General features: G+C 61.2%; 18 protein-coding genes. 15 read left to right on the plus strand and 3 right to left on the minus strand.

Features of this window, described 5'->3' with window-relative positions; genetic code table 11:
* Positions 1-75 precede the first annotated feature (75 nt).
* From P0D84_RS19250 to P0D84_RS19260, 3 genes are all read left to right on the plus strand, one after another.
* Positions 76-1,662, plus strand: a complete 1,587-nt coding sequence (locus P0D84_RS19250; RefSeq protein ID WP_408338955.1) for an ABC transporter substrate-binding protein — start codon at positions 76-78, stop codon at positions 1,660-1,662.
* Positions 1,663-1,907: 245 nt separating this feature from the next.
* On the plus strand, positions 1,908-2,276 hold the full coding sequence (locus P0D84_RS19255) for a CHAP domain-containing protein (RefSeq protein WP_408338957.1): 369 nt from the start codon (positions 1,908-1,910) through the stop codon (positions 2,274-2,276).
* Between the two features lie 9 nt (positions 2,277-2,285).
* Positions 2,286-2,750 carry a DUF3828 domain-containing protein gene (locus P0D84_RS19260; RefSeq protein ID WP_408338959.1) on the plus strand — a complete coding sequence of 155 codons (465 nt, stop codon included), beginning with the start codon at positions 2,286-2,288 and terminating at the stop codon, positions 2,748-2,750.
* An 84-nt stretch (positions 2,751-2,834) separates the two neighbouring features.
* Here P0D84_RS19260 and P0D84_RS19265 read toward each other — a convergent pair whose 3' ends face one another.
* Positions 2,835-3,908: an MBL fold metallo-hydrolase gene (locus P0D84_RS19265; RefSeq protein ID WP_408338961.1), complete on the minus strand. Its 1,074-nt coding sequence runs from the start codon at positions 3,906-3,908 to the stop codon at positions 2,835-2,837.
* 210 nt (positions 3,909-4,118) lie between these two features.
* Between P0D84_RS19265 and P0D84_RS19270 the strand changes: the two genes are divergently transcribed.
* From P0D84_RS19270 to bioB, 12 genes are all read left to right on the plus strand, one after another.
* On the plus strand, positions 4,119-4,523 hold the full coding sequence (locus P0D84_RS19270; protein ID WP_408338963.1) for a MerR family transcriptional regulator: 405 nt from the start codon (positions 4,119-4,121) through the stop codon (positions 4,521-4,523).
* Positions 4,524-4,735: 212 nt separating this feature from the next.
* Positions 4,736-6,565 carry a bifunctional isocitrate dehydrogenase kinase/phosphatase gene (aceK, locus tag P0D84_RS19275; protein ID WP_408338965.1) on the plus strand — a complete coding sequence of 610 codons (1,830 nt, stop codon included), beginning with the start codon at positions 4,736-4,738 and terminating at the stop codon, positions 6,563-6,565.
* A 93-nt stretch (positions 6,566-6,658) separates the two neighbouring features.
* Positions 6,659-7,435: a carbonate dehydratase gene (gene can / locus P0D84_RS19280; RefSeq protein ID WP_408338967.1), complete on the plus strand. Its 777-nt coding sequence runs from the start codon at positions 6,659-6,661 to the stop codon at positions 7,433-7,435.
* Positions 7,436-7,456: 21 nt separating this feature from the next.
* Positions 7,457-8,650 (plus strand): acetyl-CoA C-acetyltransferase, encoded by a 1,194-nt coding sequence (locus tag P0D84_RS19285; protein ID WP_408338969.1) that lies wholly within the window; start codon positions 7,457-7,459, stop codon positions 8,648-8,650.
* A 47-nt stretch (positions 8,651-8,697) separates the two neighbouring features.
* On the plus strand, positions 8,698-9,375 hold the full coding sequence (locus P0D84_RS19290; RefSeq protein WP_408338971.1) for an SDR family oxidoreductase: 678 nt from the start codon (positions 8,698-8,700) through the stop codon (positions 9,373-9,375).
* Between the two features lie 36 nt (positions 9,376-9,411).
* On the plus strand, positions 9,412-10,542 hold the full coding sequence (locus P0D84_RS19295; protein ID WP_408338973.1) for an acyl-CoA dehydrogenase family protein: 1,131 nt from the start codon (positions 9,412-9,414) through the stop codon (positions 10,540-10,542).
* A gap of 7 nt (positions 10,543-10,549) precedes the next feature.
* Positions 10,550-10,999 (plus strand): YchJ family protein, encoded by a 450-nt coding sequence (locus P0D84_RS19300; protein ID WP_408338975.1) that lies wholly within the window; start codon positions 10,550-10,552, stop codon positions 10,997-10,999.
* A 584-nt stretch (positions 11,000-11,583) separates the two neighbouring features.
* Positions 11,584-12,876 (plus strand): dienelactone hydrolase family protein, encoded by a 1,293-nt coding sequence (locus tag P0D84_RS19305; RefSeq protein WP_408338977.1) that lies wholly within the window; start codon positions 11,584-11,586, stop codon positions 12,874-12,876.
* Positions 12,877-14,221: 1,345 nt separating this feature from the next.
* Complete coding sequence (bioA, locus tag P0D84_RS19310; protein WP_408338979.1) at positions 14,222-15,571, plus strand: adenosylmethionine--8-amino-7-oxononanoate transaminase; 1,350 nt, start codon at positions 14,222-14,224, stop codon at positions 15,569-15,571.
* Positions 15,571-16,755 (plus strand): 8-amino-7-oxononanoate synthase, encoded by a 1,185-nt coding sequence (gene bioF, locus P0D84_RS19315; protein WP_408338981.1) that lies wholly within the window; start codon positions 15,571-15,573, stop codon positions 16,753-16,755. The genes bioA and bioF overlap by 1 nt, the downstream gene beginning before the upstream one ends.
* Positions 16,752-17,471: a dethiobiotin synthase gene (gene bioD, locus P0D84_RS19320; RefSeq protein ID WP_408338983.1), complete on the plus strand. Its 720-nt coding sequence runs from the start codon at positions 16,752-16,754 to the stop codon at positions 17,469-17,471. The genes bioF and bioD overlap by 4 nt, the downstream gene beginning before the upstream one ends.
* 34 nt (positions 17,472-17,505) lie before the next feature.
* On the plus strand, positions 17,506-18,594 hold the full coding sequence (gene bioB / locus P0D84_RS19325) for a biotin synthase BioB (RefSeq protein WP_408338985.1): 1,089 nt from the start codon (positions 17,506-17,508) through the stop codon (positions 18,592-18,594).
* A gap of 143 nt (positions 18,595-18,737) precedes the next feature.
* Here bioB and P0D84_RS19330 read toward each other — a convergent pair whose 3' ends face one another.
* Together P0D84_RS19330 and P0D84_RS19335 are read right to left on the minus strand one after the other, a co-directional pair.
* Positions 18,738-19,763, minus strand: coding sequence for a sulfate ABC transporter substrate-binding protein (locus P0D84_RS19330; RefSeq protein ID WP_408338987.1), 1,026 nt, complete (start codon positions 19,761-19,763; stop codon positions 18,738-18,740).
* Between the two features lie 86 nt (positions 19,764-19,849).
* Positions 19,850-20,452 carry an RBBP9/YdeN family alpha/beta hydrolase gene (locus P0D84_RS19335; protein WP_408338989.1) on the minus strand — a complete coding sequence of 201 codons (603 nt, stop codon included), beginning with the start codon at positions 20,450-20,452 and terminating at the stop codon, positions 19,850-19,852.
* Positions 20,453-20,746 lie beyond the last annotated feature (294 nt).

Genomic DNA, 20,746 nt, shown 5'->3' on the forward strand with positions numbered 1-20,746 from the left:
GTGCGTTCACCCGTCAACCGAATACAACCACACCACCAGACGCAGTGCCTGACTGCGCTTGTTATGGGAGATCCTATGCGCTTCAAACTGCTCGCAGCCGCCTTACTGTTCACGGCGCCCGCGCTCGTGCTCGCCAAGCCGCTGACCGTCTGCACCGAGTCGAGCCCCGACGGCTTCGATGTCGTGCAGTTCAATTCGCTCGTGACGACCAATGCGTCAGCCGACGTGATCTTCAACTCGCTGGTCTCGTACGACGAGGCCGCGAAGAAAGTGGTGCCCGCGTTGGCCGACAAGTGGGAAGTGAGCACCGACGGCCTCACCTACACGTTCCATCTGCGCCCGAACGTGCAGTTCCAGACTACCGACTACTTCAAACCCACTCGCGCGCTGAATGCCGACGACGTCGTCTTCACATTCGACCGCATGCTCGACGACAGCAATCCGTGGCATAAGGTAGCAGGCGCGAGCGGCTTCCCGCATGCGCAATCGATGGGCTTGCCGAAGCTGATCAAGTCGATCAGCAAGGTCGACGACAACACCGTCAAGTTCGAACTCAACGCGCCGGACGCGACCTTCGTGTCGATCCTGACAATGGGTTTCGCCTCGATCTATTCGGCTGAATACGCCGATCAGTTGCTCAAGGCCGGCAAGCAGATCGACCTGAATTCGAAGCCGATCGGCACCGGTCCGTTCGAATTGAAGAGCTATACCAAAGACGCCGTGATCCGCTACGACGTGAACCCGACTTACTGGGGCCCGAAACCGAAGATCGACCGCCTGATTTACGCGATCACGCCGGACGCCACCGTGCGCGCGCAAAAGGTGAAGGCCGGCGAATGCCAGATCGCGTTGTCGCCGAAGCCGCAAGATCTCGCCGAAGCGAAGGGCGACAAGTCGCTCGCCATCGTGCAGACGCCCGCGTTCATGACTGCGTTCGTCGCGTTGAACACACAGAAGAAGCCGCTCGACAACCAGAAGGTGCGCGCCGCGCTGAACATGGCGTTCGATCGCACCACGTACCTGAAGGCGATCTTCGACAACACCGCGACACCGGCGGTCAATCCGTATCCGCCGAACACGTGGAGCTACGACAAGGCCGTGAAGGCGTGGCCGTACGATCCGGCGAAGGCGAAGAAGCTGCTCGCGGACGCGGGCTATCCGAACGGCTTCGAGACGACGATCTGGGTGCGTCCGAACGGCAGCGTGCTGAACCCGAATCCGAAGGCCGGCGCCGAACTGCTGCAAGCCGACTTCGCAAAGATCGGCGTGAAGGCGGATGTGAAGGTGATCGAATGGGGTGAGCTGATCAAGGAGGCCAAACAAGGACAGCATGACACGCTGTTCATGGGTTGGGCCGGCGACAACGGCGATCCGGATAACTATCTGTCGCCGCTCTTCAGTTGCAATGCAGTGAAGTCGGGGATCAATTTCGCGCGCTTCTGCGATCCGGATCTGGACAAGCTGATCGCCGACGGCAAGGCAACGCCGGATCAGGCCAAACGCGCGAAGGCGTATGAACAGGCGCAGCAGATCATCCACGATCAGGCGCTTTGGATTCCGCTGGGTTATCCGACTGCGGCGGCGATCGCGCGCACGAACGTGAGCGGCTATCACGTGAGTCCGTTTGGACGACAGAACTTTGGGACGGTGGTGGTGCAGTAATCGTGTCTGCGTCTGGATGTACGTTAGAAAGCCCGGTTCGAAAGCACCGGGCTTTTTTTGTCGCAAGCATCGTGATATTGCTCTCGGATTCAAGCGATACAGTATGCATTGCGGGTATCTCGATAAAGAATATTTTTCAGAGATTACTTTAACCATCGAAAAGGTTAAACAGTTGTTAAATTTTCAACGCGGCCCCGATAAATAACGCTAGGATGTTTTTCCAATTTACTTTGGATACCTATTTTATGTCTTATTGGGACAAGAACGCCGCTGTTAGCTATCTTCAGTGGCATGCCGAATCTGCAAGTCAAGGGCATTGTGCAAGGTACGTGCGAGAGGCGATCCAGCGCGGAGGAATTTCACTTATGCTCACGTACTCCGCGAGGAACTATGGCTCTTCATTAATCTGCACGGGCTTTTATGAGGTAAGCGACGCAAATCCGCAGAAAGGGGATGTTGTCGTGATCCAGGCCATTATGAATCATCCCGACGGGCATATGGCAATGTATGACGGAGCGATCTGGATTTCCGACTTCAAACAACAGCACGGCTTCTACCCTGGTCCTGCGTATAGAAGCGCACGTCCTTCCTATAAGATCTACCGTCACGACTGAGCGCAAATCATGCGGAAATCCATAGTTCTTCTTATTTCAACCCTCGCTGTTGTTCTAAGCGCCTTTTTTCAACCGTTTGCGATCGCGCAAGTGCACCAGGCGACGACGCCAGAAGCCAGCACAAAGGCGTTCTACACATGGTTCATAAAGCGGGACTCTGAAGACCGCGACTATGCACTCATGGACAAAGAGGTCTATCGCTATGTGTCAAAGCCAACAGTCGACTTCCTGAGGGCCGAATATAAGCACAACAAGTTTGCTGAGAGGGCCGAGTACTTTACAAAAATACAGGATTACGACCGGGAAGATTGGCTCGCGCATATTGCGCCGCATCCGATGATCCTGCTTGATGATGTTGCGCTTGTTCCCGTTACGTTCGGATCGACGGAGAAGAAAACCATTCTTGCATTCCTACGCAAAGAGAATGGCATCTGGAAGATCACCAAGGTAGACGACACACAGGATGACAAGTAGCCATTGGGAGCACTGCCTGATTAACGTGGCGTCTGCCAATTAAAGCCCGCGTCCGCGGGCTTCAATTCCTACACACCACTGCAATCAAACCGCCGAAAACCGGATCACCCCATCCGCATCCTGCGCGCGCTTCAACTCGCCTGCGAGCCACAGCAAATGCAAGTGCGCCAACGCCTCGCCCATCGCAAACGTCATCTGATGGATGTCGAGCTGGCGCTTGAACATGATCGGCACGATATCCGCGGCGCTCTGCGGCTTCGCCGCGCAGGCCTCGCGCACTTCAGCCAGACGCGCATCATGATGCTCACGCAGTTGCTTGATACGCGTACGCACGCCGCGAAACGGCTTGCCATGCGACGGCAGCACGAGCGTGTCTTCGGGCATCGTCTCGTAGCGGCCGAGCGATTCCAGATACAGCGCGAGCGGCGTGCCTTCCGGCTCCATGTCGAACACTGAGACATTAGTCGAAATACGCGGCAGCACCATGTCGCCGGAGATCAGCGTGCCGGTCTCTTCGCAATGCAACGCGCAGTGTTCCGGCGAATGGCCGAAGCCCGTCACCACGCGCCACGTCTTGCCGCCGATCTTTACGCCGTCGGCTTCGCGCAGACGGCGGTACTGCCCGGGAAGCGCCGGTACGAGGGTCGAGTAGTAGCTCGTGCGATTGCGCAGCTTTTCGAGCGACTCCTGATCGCTCAAACCATGACGCGCGAAGTGCCGCGCGGCGCCCTCGCCGCCCGCATTCGAACCGTCTCCGGCCGCCATCACGCGGGCCTGCATGTATTCGCCGAGCGTCGTCCACAAGCGCACGTCCCAGCGTTTCTTGTCGCCGCCGGCGCAAATCCAGTGCGCGAGGCCGATGTGGTCCGGATGGCAATGCGTGACGATCACGCGCAGCACCGGCAAGCCACCGAGCACGGAGTCGAACACTTTCTCCCAGTTCTCCTTGATCGTGTCCGATGCAATGCCGCAGTCGACTACCGTCCAGCCTTGCTGACCGTCGATTTCATCGCGTAGCAGCCACAGATTGATGTGATCGAGTGCGAACGGCAGCGGCATGCGCAGCCAGAACACGCCAGGGGCGACTTCCATCGCATGGCCCGCTTCCGGCAAGGTGTCGTTGAACGGGTAATCGAGTTGATGTTCGAGTGCATTCATTGTGGATGTCTTCCTCCGTCGGCCGTCCGGCATGGCGAGGTATGCGATGCCGCACGGCGTGGTTGCGGCCCGGTCGGGACATACCGGTGCCGTATTGCGCAGTAGTTGCGTTGCAATTGCGTTGCAGTTGCGTTCCGATCAAGTTGACGATAACGTAAACGTCGATTCTATCGTTCAATCCGATTTTCTGCCCGGCCACGGCACGCCTTGATGAACACGCAATATACGATCACCGAGCTCGCGCGGGAATTCGACGTCACGCCGCGAGCGATCCGCTTCTATGAAGACCAGGGTTTACTCTCGCCCAGCCGTGAGGGATCGAGCGGGTTGCGGCGTGTCTATTCCGGCCGCGACCGCACCCGCCTGAAGCTCACGCTGCGCGGCAAGCGGCTCGGCTTCACGCTGTCGGAAATCCGCGATCTGCTCGATGTCTACGAGTCGCCGACCGATACCGTGCCGCAATTGCACGCCTTCCTTGCCACGGTGGCGCGCCATCGCGAGGTACTCGAACGTCAGCTCGAAGATCTGAACGCGACGCTCGAAGACCTCGCGCAATATGAAAACCAGGCGCGCGCGCTGCTGGAGAGCGGGGCACGCGACATCAAGTCCGCGTAAGCGGCGATCAGGCAAATATTTTTTGCAGAAAGTTGCGCCGATTAAGGCATGCCAAACCGGGACATTGAGCGGAGATAGTCTGAAAGTCGGCGAATGCCTACCAACGTCCAGGAGACGCCAGGGCACACGCCGAGCGGCGCGATGCGTCGCGGGCCCACCCGAACGATACAATCACGGGTGTCTTCACGACATGGTACGAATGCACGGTCGACATGAATCACTTCCCCAAACTGTTGTCGTCGCAGATCGGCTTTGACGTCGCCCAGACGATGCTCGAAGGATTCGATCGGCACTATCGGATCTTCCGCGACGCCGCGATCCATGCCAAAGCCCTTTTTGAAGCCGGCGACTGGCACGGCCTGCAAACGCTGGCGCGCGAGCGCATTACCTCGTATGACGATCGCGTCGAGGAATGCGTCGAACTGCTCGAAGACGAATACGACGCCGAGAATATCGACAACGAGATCTGGCAGCAGATCAAATTGCACTATATCGGCCTCCTGACCACGCACCGCCAACCCGAATGCGCGGAGACGTTCTTCAATTCGGTGTGCTGCAAGATCCTGCACCGTTCGTATTTCAACAACGACTTCATTTTTGTGCGTCCGGCGATCTCGACCGAATACATCGAGAACGACGAACCGGCCGCGAAGCCGACCTATCGCGCGTATTACCCGGCCAGGGACGGTCTTGCCGCGACGCTCGAGCGCATCGTCACCAATTTCCAGCTGGAGCCGCCGTTCGAGGATCTGAAGCGCGACGTCGAGTGCGTGATGCAGACGATCCAGGATGCGTTCGGCGTGTTCGACGAAGCGCCCAACTTCCAGATCCACGTACTCTCGTCGCTGTTCTATCGAAACAAGTCGGCGTATATCGTCGGACGGATCATCAACGGCGATTTGCTGTTGCCGTTCGCAGTGCCGCTACGTCATGTGAAGCCGGGTGTGCTCGCACTCGATACGGTGCTGCTCAAACGCGACCAGTTGCTGATTATCTTCAGCTTCTCGCATTCGTATTTCCTGGTCGATATGGAAGTGCCGTCCGCTTACGTCGAGTTTCTCGGCACGATCATGCAGGGCAAACCGAAGGCGGAAATCTATACGTCAGTGGGTTTGCAGAAGCAGGGCAAGAATCTGTTCTATCGCGATCTGCTGCATCATCTGAAACATTCGAGCGATCAGTTCATCATTGCGCCCGGCATCAAGGGGCTCGTGATGCTGGTGTTCACGCTGCCGTCGTTTCCGTATGTATTCAAGCTGATCAAAGACCACTTCCCGCCGCCGAAGGAAACCACGCGCGAGCAGATCAAGGGCAAGTATCAGCTCGTCAAACGGCATGACCGGTTAGGCCGCATGGCTGACACGCTCGAATATTCGAGCGTGGCGCTGCCGATCTCGCGGCTCGACGAAGCACTGCTGCGCGAACTCGAAAAGGAAGTGCCGTCCTTGATCGAACGCGATGGCGACAACCTGGTGATTCGTCACATGTATATCGAACGCCGTATGGTGCCGCTCAATCTGTTCCTGCAAAACGGCAGCGACGACGACGTCGATCACGGCATCAAGGAATATGGCAACGCGATCAAGGAATTGATGCAGGCCAACATCTTCCCCGGCGACATGCTGTACAAGAACTTCGGCGTGACACGTCATGGTCGCGTGGTGTTCTACGACTACGATGAAATCGAGTACCTGACGGAATGCAACGTGCGCGCGGTGCCGGCGCCACGCAACGAGGAAGACGAAATGTCCGGCGAGCCGTGGTACTCGGTCGGCCCGCACGACATCTTCCCGGAGACATACGGCACGTTTTTGCTCGGCGACCCACGCGTGCGCCGGTCTTTTATGCAGCATCACGCGGACTTCTTCGATCCCGTGCTATGGCAACGGCACAAGGATCATCTATTGAAAGGCGAACTGCCCGACTTTTTCCCGTACGACAGCAGCGTGCGCTTCTGCATCCGCTACCCGGAACGATTCGCCGATGCGGCGTCCGGCCTGTCGGAGAACCCGGCGAATGAACGCACCGTGCGCGCGGCATGAGCCTCATGCGCCGCTCGCATTGTTGACTGCATCGTCCGAACCTCATGTAACGACATCGACCCGTCAATCGGTCGAGCAACCGCCAGACTCACCATGAACACAAACGCTTCTCCCGCCGCCAATCCGCTGGCCCATCTGTTCGACAACAACGACAAATGGGTGGCCCGCAAGTTGTCCGAAGACCCGGAGTACTTCTCACGTCTCGCGCACCAGCAGACACCCGAATATCTGTGGATCGGCTGTTCCGATTCGCGCGTGCCGGCCAACCAGATCATCGGCCTGCCGCCAGGCGAAGTGTTCGTGCACAGAAACATCGCCAACGTGGTGGTGCATACGGATCTGAACTGCCTGTCGGTGATCCAGTTCGCTGTCGATCTGCTTAAGGTCAAGCACATCATGGTGGTCGGCCACTATGGCTGCTCGGGCGTCGGCGCGGCGCTGCACGGCCGGCGCGTGGGTCTGGCGGATAACTGGCTGCATCACGTGCAGGACGTGCGCACCAAACACGCCGCGCTGATCGAGGAGTGGCCGTTAGGTGAGGCACGCCATCGGCGTCTGGTCGAACTGAATGCGATCGAACAGGTCATGAACGTATGTCGGACCACCATCATCAACGACGCGTGGGCGCGCGGGCAGGAACTCACCGTGCATGGCTGGGTGTATGGCGTGCACGACGGCAAGGTGCGCAACCTCGGCATGACGATTAGCGACGCTGCCGCACTCGATGCGACCTACAGGAACTGCGTTGCGGCGGTGTCGGCGAGCGGCGCGCATAAAGCGGACAACGATATGGTCGCCGCCGACGCGGCCCAGCTCGGCGACGTGCCGGCCATCGTCGAAGGTGTGATCAAAGAACTTAAGCATGAATAAACCCGCAAGAGTGAGGCAAACATGAGCGAGACAAAGTCTGATCCGATCGTAATCGTAGGGGTGGCCCGCACGCCGATGGCGGCATTTCAGGGCGATTTCGCTTCGTTGACCGCGCCGCAGTTGGGCTCGGTTGCAATCGAAGCCGCGGTGCAACGCGCCGGTTTGAAGCCCGGGCAAATCGACGAAGTCGTGATGGGTTGCGTGCTGCCCGCCGGCCTCGGCCAGGCGCCCGCGCGTCAGGCCGCGCTCGGCGCCGGCTTGCCGTTGAGCACCGGCAGCACCACCGTCAACAAGATGTGCGGCTCCGGCATGCGCGCGGCGATGTTCGCGCACGACATGCTGGCCGCGGGCTCGGTCGACGTGATCGTCGCAGGCGGCATGGAGAGCATGACCAACGCGCCGTACCTGTTGCCGAAGGCGCGTAACGGCATGCGCATGGGGCACGGCCAGGTGATCGACCACATGTTCTATGACGGTCTCGAAGACGCCTACGAAAAGGGCCGTTTGATGGGCACGTTTGCCGAGGAATGCGCGGCGTCGTTCGACTTCACGCGCGAAGCGCAGGATGCGTTCGCCGTCGAGTCCCTGAATCGGGCGAAGCGCGCGAATGAAGACGGCTCGTTTGGCTGGGAAATCGCACCGGTGAAGGTGGCAAGCCGCAAGGGCGACGTGACCATCGATCACGACGAACAGCCGTTCAAAGCGAACCTCGACAAGATTCCGACGCTCAAGCCCGCGTTCAGCAAAACCGGCACGGTGACGGCGGCGAACTCGTCGTCGATTTCCGACGGCGCAGCGGCGCTCGTGATGATGCGCGAATCGACCGCGAAGCGTCTCGGCGTCGAACCGCTTGCCCGTGTGGTCGGCCATTCGACCTTCGCGCAAGAACCGGCAAAGTTCACCACGGCACCTGTCGGAGCGATTCGCAAGCTGTTCGAGAAGAACGGCTGGCGCGCCGACGAAGTGGACCTGTATGAAGTCAACGAAGCGTTCGCGGTCGTCACGATGGCGGCGATGAAAGAGCATCAGCTGCCGCATGACAAGGTCAACGTGAACGGCGGCGCTTGTGCGCTCGGCCACCCGATCGGCGCATCAGGCGCGCGGATTCTCGTCACGCTGATCGGCGCGTTGAAAAAGCGCGGTCTGAAGCGCGGCGTCGCGACGCTGTGCATCGGCGGCGGCGAAGCAACGGCGATGGGCATTGAACTGGTTTAACGCGCTGTTTGCAGGCGTTTGAGGGTTTAAGGGCTTGAGGTGATTCGATGAAGACAGTGTTGATCGTCGGTGCATCGCGCGGCATCGGTCAGGAGTTTGTGCATCAGTACAAGAAGAGCGGCTGGCGCGTGCTCGCCACCGCGCGCGACGGCGCCGCGCTCGACGCGCTGAAGGCGCTCGGCGCGGAGACCTTTTCACTCGACGTCACCGCACCCGAGGAAATCGCCGCGCTCGGCTGGAAGCTCGACGGTGAACGGCTCGACGCGGCGATACTGGTATCGGGCGTATACGGCCCGCGCACCGAAAGCCTCGAGACGATCACCGCCGAAGACTTCGACCAGGTCATGCATACCAACGTGCGCGGACCGATGCAGTTGATGCCGATCCTGCTGCCGCTCGTCGAAGAAGCCGGCGGTGTATTCGCGGTGATTTCGAGCAAGATGGGCAGCATCGGCGACGCAAGCGGCACGACCGGCTGGCTGTACCGGGCAAGTAAGGCCGCGCTGAATGACGCGTTGAAAATCGCCTCGCTGGAAGCACGGCGCGCAACCTGTATTTCGCTGCATCCTGGCTGGGTGCGCACCGACATGGGCGGCGCACAAGCGGCGATCGATCCGGCGCGCAGCGTCACCGGCATGCGTGATGTGCTCGCGCAGGCCGCGGCATCGCATGAGGCGTTCAACGGCCGCTTCTATCAATACGACGGCACGGCGCTCGACTGGTGAGCAGACAAATGGCGAGACTAACAAGGAGACCGGGCCATGGTGCTTGATCAGGATCATCTGATGGTCCGCGATGCGGTGCGCACGTTCGTGCGCGAAGCCGTTATGCCGCATGCGGCGCAATGGGACCGCGAGCGCACTTTCCCGAAGGACGTGCATCGCCAGCTCGCCGAACTCGGCGCCTACGGCGTGCTGGTGCCCGAAGCGTATGGCGGCGCCGGCATGGACGCGCTGGCGCTCGCGCTGATCCTCGAGGAAATCGCGGCAGGCGACGGCGGCACCTCGACCGCGATCTCCGTCAACAACTGCCCGGTGTGCAGCATTCTGCTGACCTATGGCAACGACGCGCAGAAACGCGACTGGCTCACGCCGCTCGCGCGTGGCGAGATGCTCGGTGCGTTTTGCCTGACCGAACCGCAAGCGGGCTCCGACGCATCCGCGCTGCGCACCACCGCGACACGCGATGGCGACAGCTACGTGCTGAACGGCGTCAAACAGTTCATCACGAGCGGCAAGAACGGCAACGTCGCGATCGTGATGGCCGTGACCGACAAGGCCGCCGGCAAACGCGGCATCAGCGCGTTCATCGTACCCACCGATGCGAAGGGTTACGTCGTTGCGCGCGTCGAAGACAAGCTTGGCCAGCATTCGTCGGACACCGCGCAGATTATTTTCGAGGATTGCCGCGTGCCGGCCGCGAATCTGATTGGCGCGGAAGGCGAAGGCTATCGGATTGCCCTATCGGGGCTCGAAGGCGGACGCATCGGAATCGCAGCGCAAAGCGTCGGCATGGCGCGCGCCGCGTTCGAGGCGGCTTTGGGCTATGCCAGGGAGCGCGAGAGTTTCGGCCAGCCGCTGTTTTCGCACCAGGCCGTGCAATTCCGTCTCGCCGATATGGCAACCCAACTCGAAGCAGCACGTCAGTTGATCTGGCACGCGGCCTCACTGAAAGACGCCGGCCAGCCCTGCCTGACGGAAGCCGCGATGGCCAAGCTGTTCGCTTCCGAAGCCGCGGAGCGCATCTGCTCGGCGGCCTTGCAGATTCATGGCGGCTATGGCTATCTGAGCGACTTCCCCGTCGAACGCATCTATCGCGATGTGCGCGTGTGCCAGATTTACGAAGGCACCAGCGACATCCAGAAAATTTTGATCGCGCGCGGTCTGGGCTGAAAGTCTGATGACTAAGCAACTGTTGTCAACGCAACGACCATCCGAATGCCCCTGCGGCGGGGCCGCGCCTGATCAGCGCAACGGCGCCAAACCGCCGCGTTTCGAACAATGCTGTGGGCGCTACATCGACGGCGGAGAAACGGCGCCGCGCGCGCTCGAACTGATGCGCTCGCGTTACAGCGCCTATGTTGTCGGCGCAACCAATTATTTGCGTGCCACCTGGGCACCGCACACCTGCCCCACGGATCTCGACGCGGACCCTGCCGCCCCCGACGCGCCGCGTTGGCTCGGACTGCAGATCAAGGCCTTCGCTGAAATTGACGCCGATCATGCCACGGTCGAATTCGTCGCACGATACAAGGCAGGCGGCCGCGCCCACCGGCTGCACGAGTTGAGCCGCTTCGTACGCGGCGAGGACGCACGCTGGCGCTATGTCGATGGCGACGTGAGCGAATAGCCCAATCCTTCCAAAGCCTTACACAACTCAACGACGCAGATCGCGCCGTGATCACATATGCCCCTCAAACGAGGGCTTTTTTTCGTGTTGGCTCAACGCCACAGCGCGTGTGTTGCGACACATTACTTCGTGCAGCCAAGCGCCGCGCGACGGGCGTTTTGCCGCTTTCCGGGGGGCGGACGTGGCGTGCTTCCCACGCGGAGATTTTTTCGTCGCGGGTTCTCCTTGATTGCACAAAACAAAATTGTCGTGCCAGGATGAGGCCGTAGGTTCATGACGTCACGTTGCGAGGAGTGGTCCATACCGCTTCCGCAAATGCGCAGGCGCCCTGCCGATAGCCCTCCAGTGGGGGTTCGGCAGCGGTTCCGGCGGCAGATGTGGCGCTCATCATCGGCGCGTGGGGTCGCGTCGGCCGTTTGGGTTCATCCCGTGCGATCTCGATTAGCGTGCGTGCGCCTGGCGCATTCCGTACGCGAGTGTGTTTTTGTGTGTCGAGAACACCGCCGAAAGGTAGTTGTCAGCAATGACATTCGACAGACAAGGCATCACGGTGTTCAGGGCAGGTTTTGGAGGCAGGTGCGTCAATGGTGTTCAGCAAGGTTCTGACGAAGTGTGCGGTGACGTGTGCAACGGCGATATGCGCTGTCGCACTTGCGCATGCCGACCCGCTCGCCGACATCCAGGCGGGGCCTCTCACTCGCGCGCACGTGCCGCGCATCGCGCTCGACGACGACGTCTATCTCCCCAGCGCCGGCCTCAATGAACAGATCATCCGCGTGCCGGTCGACGCTGCCGGCACGGTCACGCTCGAAACGACGATCTACAAACCGAACGGTCCAGGCCCGTTTCCGATGATTGTTTTCAACCACGGCAAGATTCCTGGCGACCCGCGCGCACAGGAGCGCAGCGACCCGCTGCCGTTCGCGCGCGAATTCGTGCGCCGCGGCTACGTGGTGGTGGCGCCGAACCGCCAGGGCTTCGGCCATTCCGACGGCACTTATCAGCAGGATGGTTGCGATGTCGCACGTAACGGCGTCGGCCAGGCCGGCGACGTGGCCGCGACGATCGATTTCATGTCGAAGCAGCCTTACGTGGACGCGACGCACATCGTGGTGGCCGGCACGTCGCACGGCGGCCTTGCGACGATGGCTTACGGCTCCGAGGCCGCACCGGGCGTGCGGGCTTTGATCAATTTTTCGGGCGGTTTGCGGCAGGACGCGTGCACCGACTGGCAGACCAATCTGACGCGCGCATTCGGCGCATATGGCGAGAAGACCAAGGTACCGTCGCTGTGGTTGTATGGCGATAACGATTCAGTGTGGACCGCACCGCTGGTGGCCGGCATGTTTGCCGCGTATGCCGCGCACGGTGCGAGCGCGAAGATGGTGGATTTCGGCAACTACAAGAATGACGCGCATCGGCTTGTGGGCGATCGCGATGGCGTGCATGTGTGGTGGCCTGCGGTCGAGGCTTTCCTTGCTCAGGCGGGGATGCCTACTGGCGTGCAATATCGGGTCGATGATCCTTCGGCGCCGAAGGCGAGTGGGTTTGCTGCTGTCGATGCGGTCGACTCTGTGCCGTTTGTGGATGAAGCTGGTCGCAATGGATATCGGAATTTTTTGCATCAGTATCCTAGCCGGGCTTTTGCTGTGTCGGATTCGGGTGCCTGGTCATGGGCTGAAGGTGGTGATAATCCGATGTCGGTTGCTATTGCTAATTGCCAGAAGCAGAGTTCGGCGCCTTGCCGGTTGTATGCTGTTGATAACTCCGTTGTATGGGGGAGTGGGTCTTCGCAGACGGCGGATTCTTCTTCCTCCTCTTCCTCCTCCCCTTCGGGGGCTGATAATGGGCGGCGGGCTATTGCTAGCCGGAATTGACGGTTAAGGCGTTTTTTGCCTGCGCGGCGATTTTGTCTGGTTGCCTGCGTCATGGGGCTTTCCTTGATCTGGTTGCCTGCGCGGCGCTTGTATCTGGTTGCCTGCGGTGTTGGCCTTTCCTTGATTTGTTATTGGTCTATTAGCGTCGCCCCTGTGCGGGGCGGGCACCTACTTTTCTTTGCATGCCGCAAAGAAAAGTAGGCAAAAGAAAGCGGCTCACACCGCTAATTCTTAAGCGGGTCCCCCGCACAGTCGCGGTAGTGGTGCATCTGGAATCCGTGCCCTCGCACATTCAGCCCTAGTGACACAGCCGTCATACTTCCGGCGCCGCTGCGCGCGCCGAAGCGCATTTCTCAAAACCGATTGCTGCGTTTCGCGTTCGCGCTCCATTCGCGCTCCATTCGCGCTCCATTCGCGCTTATCAGCTTAGTCGGTTCATTCGGCTTATTCCGTTCATTTTTGGCTCATTTGGCTCATTTGGCTCATTTGGCTCATTTGGCTCATTTGGCTCATTTGGCTCATTTGGCTCATTTGGCTCATTCGGCTCATTCGGCTCATTCGGCATTTCGCCGAGGCGAAGCCGATGGCCCCCGCCGCGCCAAACGAAGCTACTGGTTTGCATGATCGTCCGTTCCGGCGAGCACGCAGGGCGAGGCGGGAAGTATGAGTGCCTTGTCACTCACGCTGAATGTGCGGGAGCACAGATTCCAGATGCACCACTACCGCGACTGCGCGGGGGACCCGCTTATGAGCTAGCGGTTTGAGCCGCTTTCTTTTGCCTACTTTTCTTTGCGGCAGGCAAAGAAAAGTAGGTGCCTGCCCCGCACAGGGGCGACGCTAATAGACCAATATCATTCAAGGAAAGGCCAACGCCATAAAAGCACAGACAACAAGCGCCGCACAGGCAACCAGATCAAGCAAAGCCCAACGCCGCAGGCAAACAGAAACAAGCGCGAGCAGCCAACCAAATCAAGAAAACCCCAACGCCGCAGGCGTACAGACAAAAAGCGCCACGAAGGCAAAAAACCAAACCAGCCCTCACCGCCGCAGGCATCTCCCCCCAATTCCCGCCCACAAGGTCCAACTACTTTGCCGTCGTCAACTCCGCCGATCAGCGCCCTTCGGACCGAATCTGAAACCACCTGCATCGAACAGCACCAAACCCCTGCGCCGGAGGCAAAAACGGAACCCCAGCCCCTAGTGCGCAGCACGAAATAAACCGCTAATCTCACCCCCGCAAGCCTCCCAAAGGCCGCACGCAGCGCAAAGAAAACCACGCATCGCGAATGAAAAGGCCCTAAAAAAGCCAGCCGTGCAACGGCAAAAAAGCACCTCGGAGTACCTTTTGGAAAAGTCAGCATCCCCTGAAGACTGGATCACCCGCAGCTTGCGTGCCGTCTGGCACCCCTGCACCCAGATGAAACACCACGAGCACCTGCCGCTCATCGCCGTCGCGCGAGGCCAAGGGGCATGGCTCTACGACCGCACAAACAACCGGTATCTGGACGCGATCAGCTCCTGGTGGGTCAACCTTTTCGGCCACGCCAACCCGCGCATCAACGCGGCGCTGAAAAACCAGCTCGACACGCTAGAACACGCCATGCTCGCCGGCTGCACGCACGAGCCCGCCATCGAACTCGCGGAGCGCCTCAGCGCGCTCACCAACAACACGCTCGGCCACGCCTTCTTCGCATCCGATGGCGCGTCCGCCGTCGAAATCGCCCTGAAGATGAGCTTCCACTCGTGGCGCAATCGCGGCTTCGCGGACAAGCAGGAATTCGTCTGCATCGCCAACAGCTATCACGGCGAAACCATCGGCGCGCTCGGCGTCACCGACGTCGCTCTCTTCAAGGACGCCTACGATCCGCTGATCCGCAACGCGCACGTCGTCGCTTCGCCCGATGCGCGCCTCGCGCAAGCCGGTGAAACCTCGGTCGATGTCGCGCGCCGTGCACTCGATCAGGTCCGCTCACTGTTCGAAGCACGCGCCACGAAAATCTCCGCGCTGATCGTCGAGCCGCTCGTGCAATGCGCGGCCGGCATGGCGATGCACGACGCGTCGTATATCGCCGGATTGCGCGCGCTCTGCGATCAGTACAGCGTGCATCTGATCGCCGATGAAATCGCCGTCGGCTGCGGACGCACGGGCACCTTCTTCGCCTGCGAACAAGCCGGTATCTGGCCGGACTTCCTGTGTCTGTCGAAAGGCATCAGCGGCGGGTATCTGCCGCTCTCGATCGTGTTGTCGCGCGATGAAATTTTCGAAGCCTTCTATCACGACGACACCTCGCGCGGCTTCCTGCACTCGCACTCGTACACCGGCAATCCGCTCGCGTGCCGCGCGGCGCTCGCCACGCTCGATCTGTTCGCCAGCGACAACGTACTCGCCGTCAACGCGCAGAAGTCCGCGAAGCTGAAGTCCGCGCTCGCGCCGCTCGCCGACCACGAGCAGGTGCGTAATCTGCGTCAGTGCGGAACGATCTTCGCATTCGACGCAGCGATCGACGACGCTCAGCAAGCCAAAACATTCTCGCGCCGCTTCTTCGAAAACGGGTTGCAACGCGAACTGCTGTTGCGCCCGATTTCGACGACGGTGTATCTGATGCCACCCTACATCCTCGACGACGAAGAAATCGCGCTGCTCGCCTCGCGCACGCGCGAAACCTTCGAAGCCACGCTCGCGGAGACGCGCTAATGCACCTGCTCGACACACTCACCGAAGGCCTCAAGGAAATCGACGCGCGCGGCCTGCGCCGTCGCCGCCGCACGGCTGAGACGCCGTGCGCCGCGCACATGACCGTCGACGGCCGCGAGATCATCGGCTTCGCCAGTAACGACTATCTCGGGCTCGCGGCACATCCGCAACTGATCGCGGCTATCGCGGAGGGCGCGCAGCGTTATGGCGCGGGCAGCGGCGGTTCGCATCTGCTCGGCGGCCACTCGCGCGCGCACGCGCAGCTCGAAGACGATCTCGCTGAATTCGCCGGCGGCTTCGTCGACAATGCGCGCGCGCTTTACTTCAGCACCGGCTACATGGCGAATCTCGCCACGCTCACCGCGCTCGCGGGCCGCGGCACGACGCTCTTCTCCGATGCGTTGAATCACGCGTCGCTGATCGATGGCGCGCGCCTGTCTCGCGCCGATGTGCAGATCTATCCGCACTGCGACATGGACGCATTGAGCGCGATGCTCGACGCGTCGGACGCGAACGTCAAAGTCATCGTCTCTGATACCGTGTTCAGCATGGACGGCGATATCGCGCCCTTGCCGCGTCTGCTCGAACTCGCGGAACAGCATGGCGCATGGCTGATCGTCGACGATGCGCACGGTTTCGGCGTGCTCGGTCCGCAAGGACGTGGCGCGGTTGCACAAGCCGCGCTACGTTCGCCGAATCTGATTTCGATCGGCACGCTCGGCAAGGCGGCGGGTGTGTCGGGCGCGTTCGTCGTCGCGCATGAGACCGTGATCGAATGGCTCGTGCAGCGCGCGCGTCCGTACATCTTCACGACGGCTTCCGTGCCCGCCGCGGCGCATGCGGTGTCCGCGAGTCTGCGCATCATCGGTGGCGAAGAAGGCGACGCGCGGCGTGCGCATCTTCAGCAGTTGATCGAACGCACGCGCGCGATGTTGAAGGCGACGCCGTGGTTGCCGGTCGATTCGCACACCGCCGTGCAGCCGCTGATCATCGGCGCAAACGACGCCACGCTGGACATCGCGGCCACGCTCGATCGCGCCGGCTTGTGGGTCCCGGCGATCCGTCCGCCCACGGTGCCTGCGGGGACATCGCGGCTGCGCATTTCGCTCTCCGCTGCGCACTCGCAAGCGGATCTGGACCGGCTCGAAGCGGGCTTGCAACAACTCGGGGCGAAAGCGGCATGAGCGCGGCGCTGTCCCTATTCGTCACCGGCACCGATACGGAAATCGGCAAGACCTTCGTCTCCGCAGCGCTTTTGCGCGGTTTCGTTCGCGAAGGACTGCAAGCCGCGGCGATGAAGCCGATCGCCGCGGGCGCATTCGAATTGAACGGTGTGCTGCATAACGAAGACGCCGATCAACTCGACGCCGCGTCGAGCGTCCTGCTGCCGCCGGAGATTCGCACGCCGTATCTGTTGAAGGAACCGGCCGCACCGCACATCGCCGCCGCGCTGGAAAACGTCACATTCGATCTCGACCACATCGTCGAGTGTCATGCACAAGCTTTGAAGCAAGCCGAGATCGTCGTGGTCGAAGGCGTCGGCGGTTTTCGTGTGCCGCTGACCGCGACGCAGGACACCGCCGATCTCGCCGTCGCGCTGAAGCTGCCGGTCGTGCTGGTGGTCGGCATGCGCCTCGGTTGCATCAGCCTCGCATTACTCACCGCCGAAGCGATCGCCGCGCGTGGGCTGACGCTTGCCGGCTGGGTGGCGAATCGCATCGATCCGGACATGACGTTCCCCGACGAAAACATCGCCTCGATCCGCGAGCATCTTGCGCGTGAATACGACGCGCCGTTGCTCGGCATCGTGCCGCATTTGACTCCGGCTTCGCCCGAACTCGCGGCCGTGCAACTCGACATCAACCGACTCCTGCAGACGCTGCGCCACGCGCAGCGCTGAGAACCCATCACATCCATCCATGAGGATCGACGACATGACGCAACTGAACATCGCTCCGACGCCAGCCGATACGGCTGCTTCGAACCACAATGCCAACCACGCAGCAGCAGGCGCCAAGCCGGTCGCCAAGTGGCGCGTCGCCGACATCGTCGCGTTGTACGAACTGCCGTTCAACGACCTGATGTTCCGCGCGCAGCAAACCCACCGCGAACATTTCGACGCCAACACCGTGCAACTGTCGACGCTGCTGTCGATCAAGACCGGCGGCTGCGAAGAAGACTGCGCGTACTGTCCGCAGTCGGTGCATCACGACACCGGCCTGCAAGCCGACAAGCTGATGCCGGTCGATGAAGTATTGGCCGCCGCCAAGGTCGCCAAGGACAACGGCGCGACGCGCTTCTGCATGGGCGCGGCGTGGCGCAATCCGAAGGACCGCCACCTCGAGCCGATCAAGGACATGATCCGCGGCGTGAAGGCGATGGGGCTCGAAACCTGCGTGACGCTCGGCATGCTCGAGACGCATCAGGCGCAAGGTCTGCGCGAAGCGGGCCTCGACTACTACAACCATAACCTCGATACGTCGCCCGAGTTTTACGGCCAGATCATTTCGACGCGCACGTATCAGGATCGTCTCGACACGCTGGAACGCGTGCGCGAAGCGGGCATCAATGTGTGCTGCGGCGGTATTGTCGGCCTGGGCGAATCGCGCCGCGAACGCGCCGGCCTGATCGCGCAACTCGCGAACATGGAGCCGTATCCGGAATCGGTGCCGATCAACAACCTGGTGCAGGTGGAAGGCACGCCGCTGACCGGCACCGAAGCCATCGATCCGTTCGAGTTCGTCCGTACGATCGCGATTGCCCGCATCACGATGCCACGCGCGATGGTACGTCTGTCAGCGGGCCGCGAGCAGATGGACGAAGCGCTGCAGGCGATGTGCTTCCTCGCTGGCGCGAACTCGATTTTCTACGGCGATCAGTTGCTGACCACGAGCAACCCGCAAGCCGAAGCGGACCGCAAGCTGCTCGAACGCCTCGGCATTCGCGCGGAAGCGGCGCAACAGATGCCGCTGGATCAGAGCGGCTGCGAGCATGGCTGCGATAAGCACGGCGCGCCGAACTAAAGAATCAAAGTATCAACCGCGCGTGATAGACACGCGCAAAAAAGGCCGCCTCGCAAAGAACTGCCCCCTGAAGTTGGACATGGTCCAACGATCTGGGGTGCCGTTCGGAAACGAGGCGGCCCTTCTACTTCTGAGGCAAAGATTTACTTCTTGTCGACGATGATCTGATCGAACGTCCCACCATCAGAGAAATGCGTTTGCTGCGCTTTCTGCCAGTTGCCGAAGATGTCCTCGACCGTAAAAGTCTTGATCGGCTTGAACTCAGCCGCGTGCCTGGCGAGCACATTCTTGTCACGCGGACGCAGATGATGCTGTGCGATGATTTCCTGCGCGGCCGGCGACCACAGATAGTCGAGATACGCCTGCGCTTCCTTGCGCGTGCCGCGCTTGTCGACCACCTTGTCGACAAGCGCCACCGGCGGCGCAGCCAGCAGGCTCACCGACGGATACACCGCTTCGAAATTGCCGTCGCCGACGCCCGTGGCGATCAACGACACTTCGTTTTCGAACGTCACCAGCACATCACCAATACCGCGTTGCGTGAAGGTCGTCGTCGCGCCGCGCCCGCCTGTGTCCAGCACCGGCACGTTCCTGAAGATCGCCTTCTCGAAGTCGATCGCCTGCGCGTCGGTGCCACCGTGCAGCTTGCGATAACCCCATGCCGCCAGATAGGCGTAGCGGCCATTACCCGAGGTTTTCGGGTTGGCGATCACCACTTGCATGCCGGGTTTGGCGAGATCGTCCCAGTCCTTGATGTGCTTCGGGTTGCCCTTGCGCACGAGGAACACCATCGTCGTGGTGTACGGAACACTGTCGTCCGGCAGGCGCGTGCGCCAGTTGGCGGGCAAGAGTTGGCCCTTTTCGGCGAGCAGGTCGATGTCGTTCGGCTGGTTCATCGTCACGACGTCAGCCTGCAGTCCTTGCAACACGGACAGCGCCTGCGCGCTCGACGCGCCATGTGACTGGCGAATCGACACGGTCTCGCCGCTCTTCGCTTTGTATGCCGCGATGAAGCCGGCGTTGATGTCCTTGTACAACTCGCGTGTCACGTCGTACGACACGTTGAGCAGCGATGTGTCCGCGTGCGCTGCCGGTACGCCGCCGAGCGCGAGCGTCATTGCCGTCATGCCGGCCGCCAGCCAGCGCGATGTCCCCGTCTTGCCTGCCATCTTATCCCCGCCTATCGATGAAAAAAGCTGCGGCCGCACGAACGTGCAGCGTGAAGCGGGATTCTAGCGGATCGCTTTCTGATCGCTCATACGAATGCGTGCTGCGCGACCTCGAGCGTCTCCTCGCGAAAGCGCAGCGGCGCCGCGCAATGCACCAGCGTGTCGACAAAATACTTGGCGCGCGGCCATGGGCCGAATCCCGCCGCCGTGTTGATATGTCCCGCGTCGCCGAGATTGACGAATGCGCTGCCGAAACGCTGCGCGAGATCGCGCGAACCGGCGAGCGGCATCCACGGATCGGTTTCGCTGCCGATCAGAATCGACGGCACGCCAAGACGCCGTGCGTCGAACGGCCCGGCGAAAGCGAATTTCTCCAGGCTCGCGGGCGCGACGAACAGCACGCCGACCACATCGTTCGCATACGAAGCCTGCTGCAACGCGTGCGCAGTCGCAAGGCAGCCGAAGCTGTGGGCGGCCAGCACGAACGGCCCACGTTCGCGCGCGAGCAGATCGCGCAGCGATTTCGCCCAGACGGCGACGTCCGGGGCGTCCCAGTCGGCCTGTTCGACGCGCAGCGAGCGCGCGAATTGCCGTTCGAGCCATGTTTGCCAGTGCGCGCCCTCGCTACCGTGCAGGCCGGGAACGGTGACGAGCCGCGGCGGCCATGTCGATTTGATGCATGAAAGCATGTCAGTCCCTCGCTGCCGGAATCCGGGAAATGATTGTCCCGCCGGGCGTCGCCAGGGCGAACCAAGTTTTTGTGCTTTGTTTATGGGGTAAATGGGCGGCGGAGCGGCCCTTGCCGTGACCATGGCCCTTGCCGTAACCATGGCCCTCGCCGTAACCGCGGCCCTTGCCTTGCCCGCGGCCCGCCAGTCGGTGCGAGGCGGGGCGGCCGAGCCGAGGTGAGGTGAGGAATGGGGGCAAGCGAGCTTTGCCGCCCAAACCGCACGCCCGTGCACGAACGCGCGCGAGTGCTCTCG

It is taken from the genome of Paraburkholderia sp. RL17-337-BIB-A, from assembly GCF_046025895.1.
GTDB classification, from domain to species: Bacteria; Pseudomonadota; Gammaproteobacteria; order Burkholderiales; family Burkholderiaceae; genus Paraburkholderia; species Paraburkholderia fungorum_C.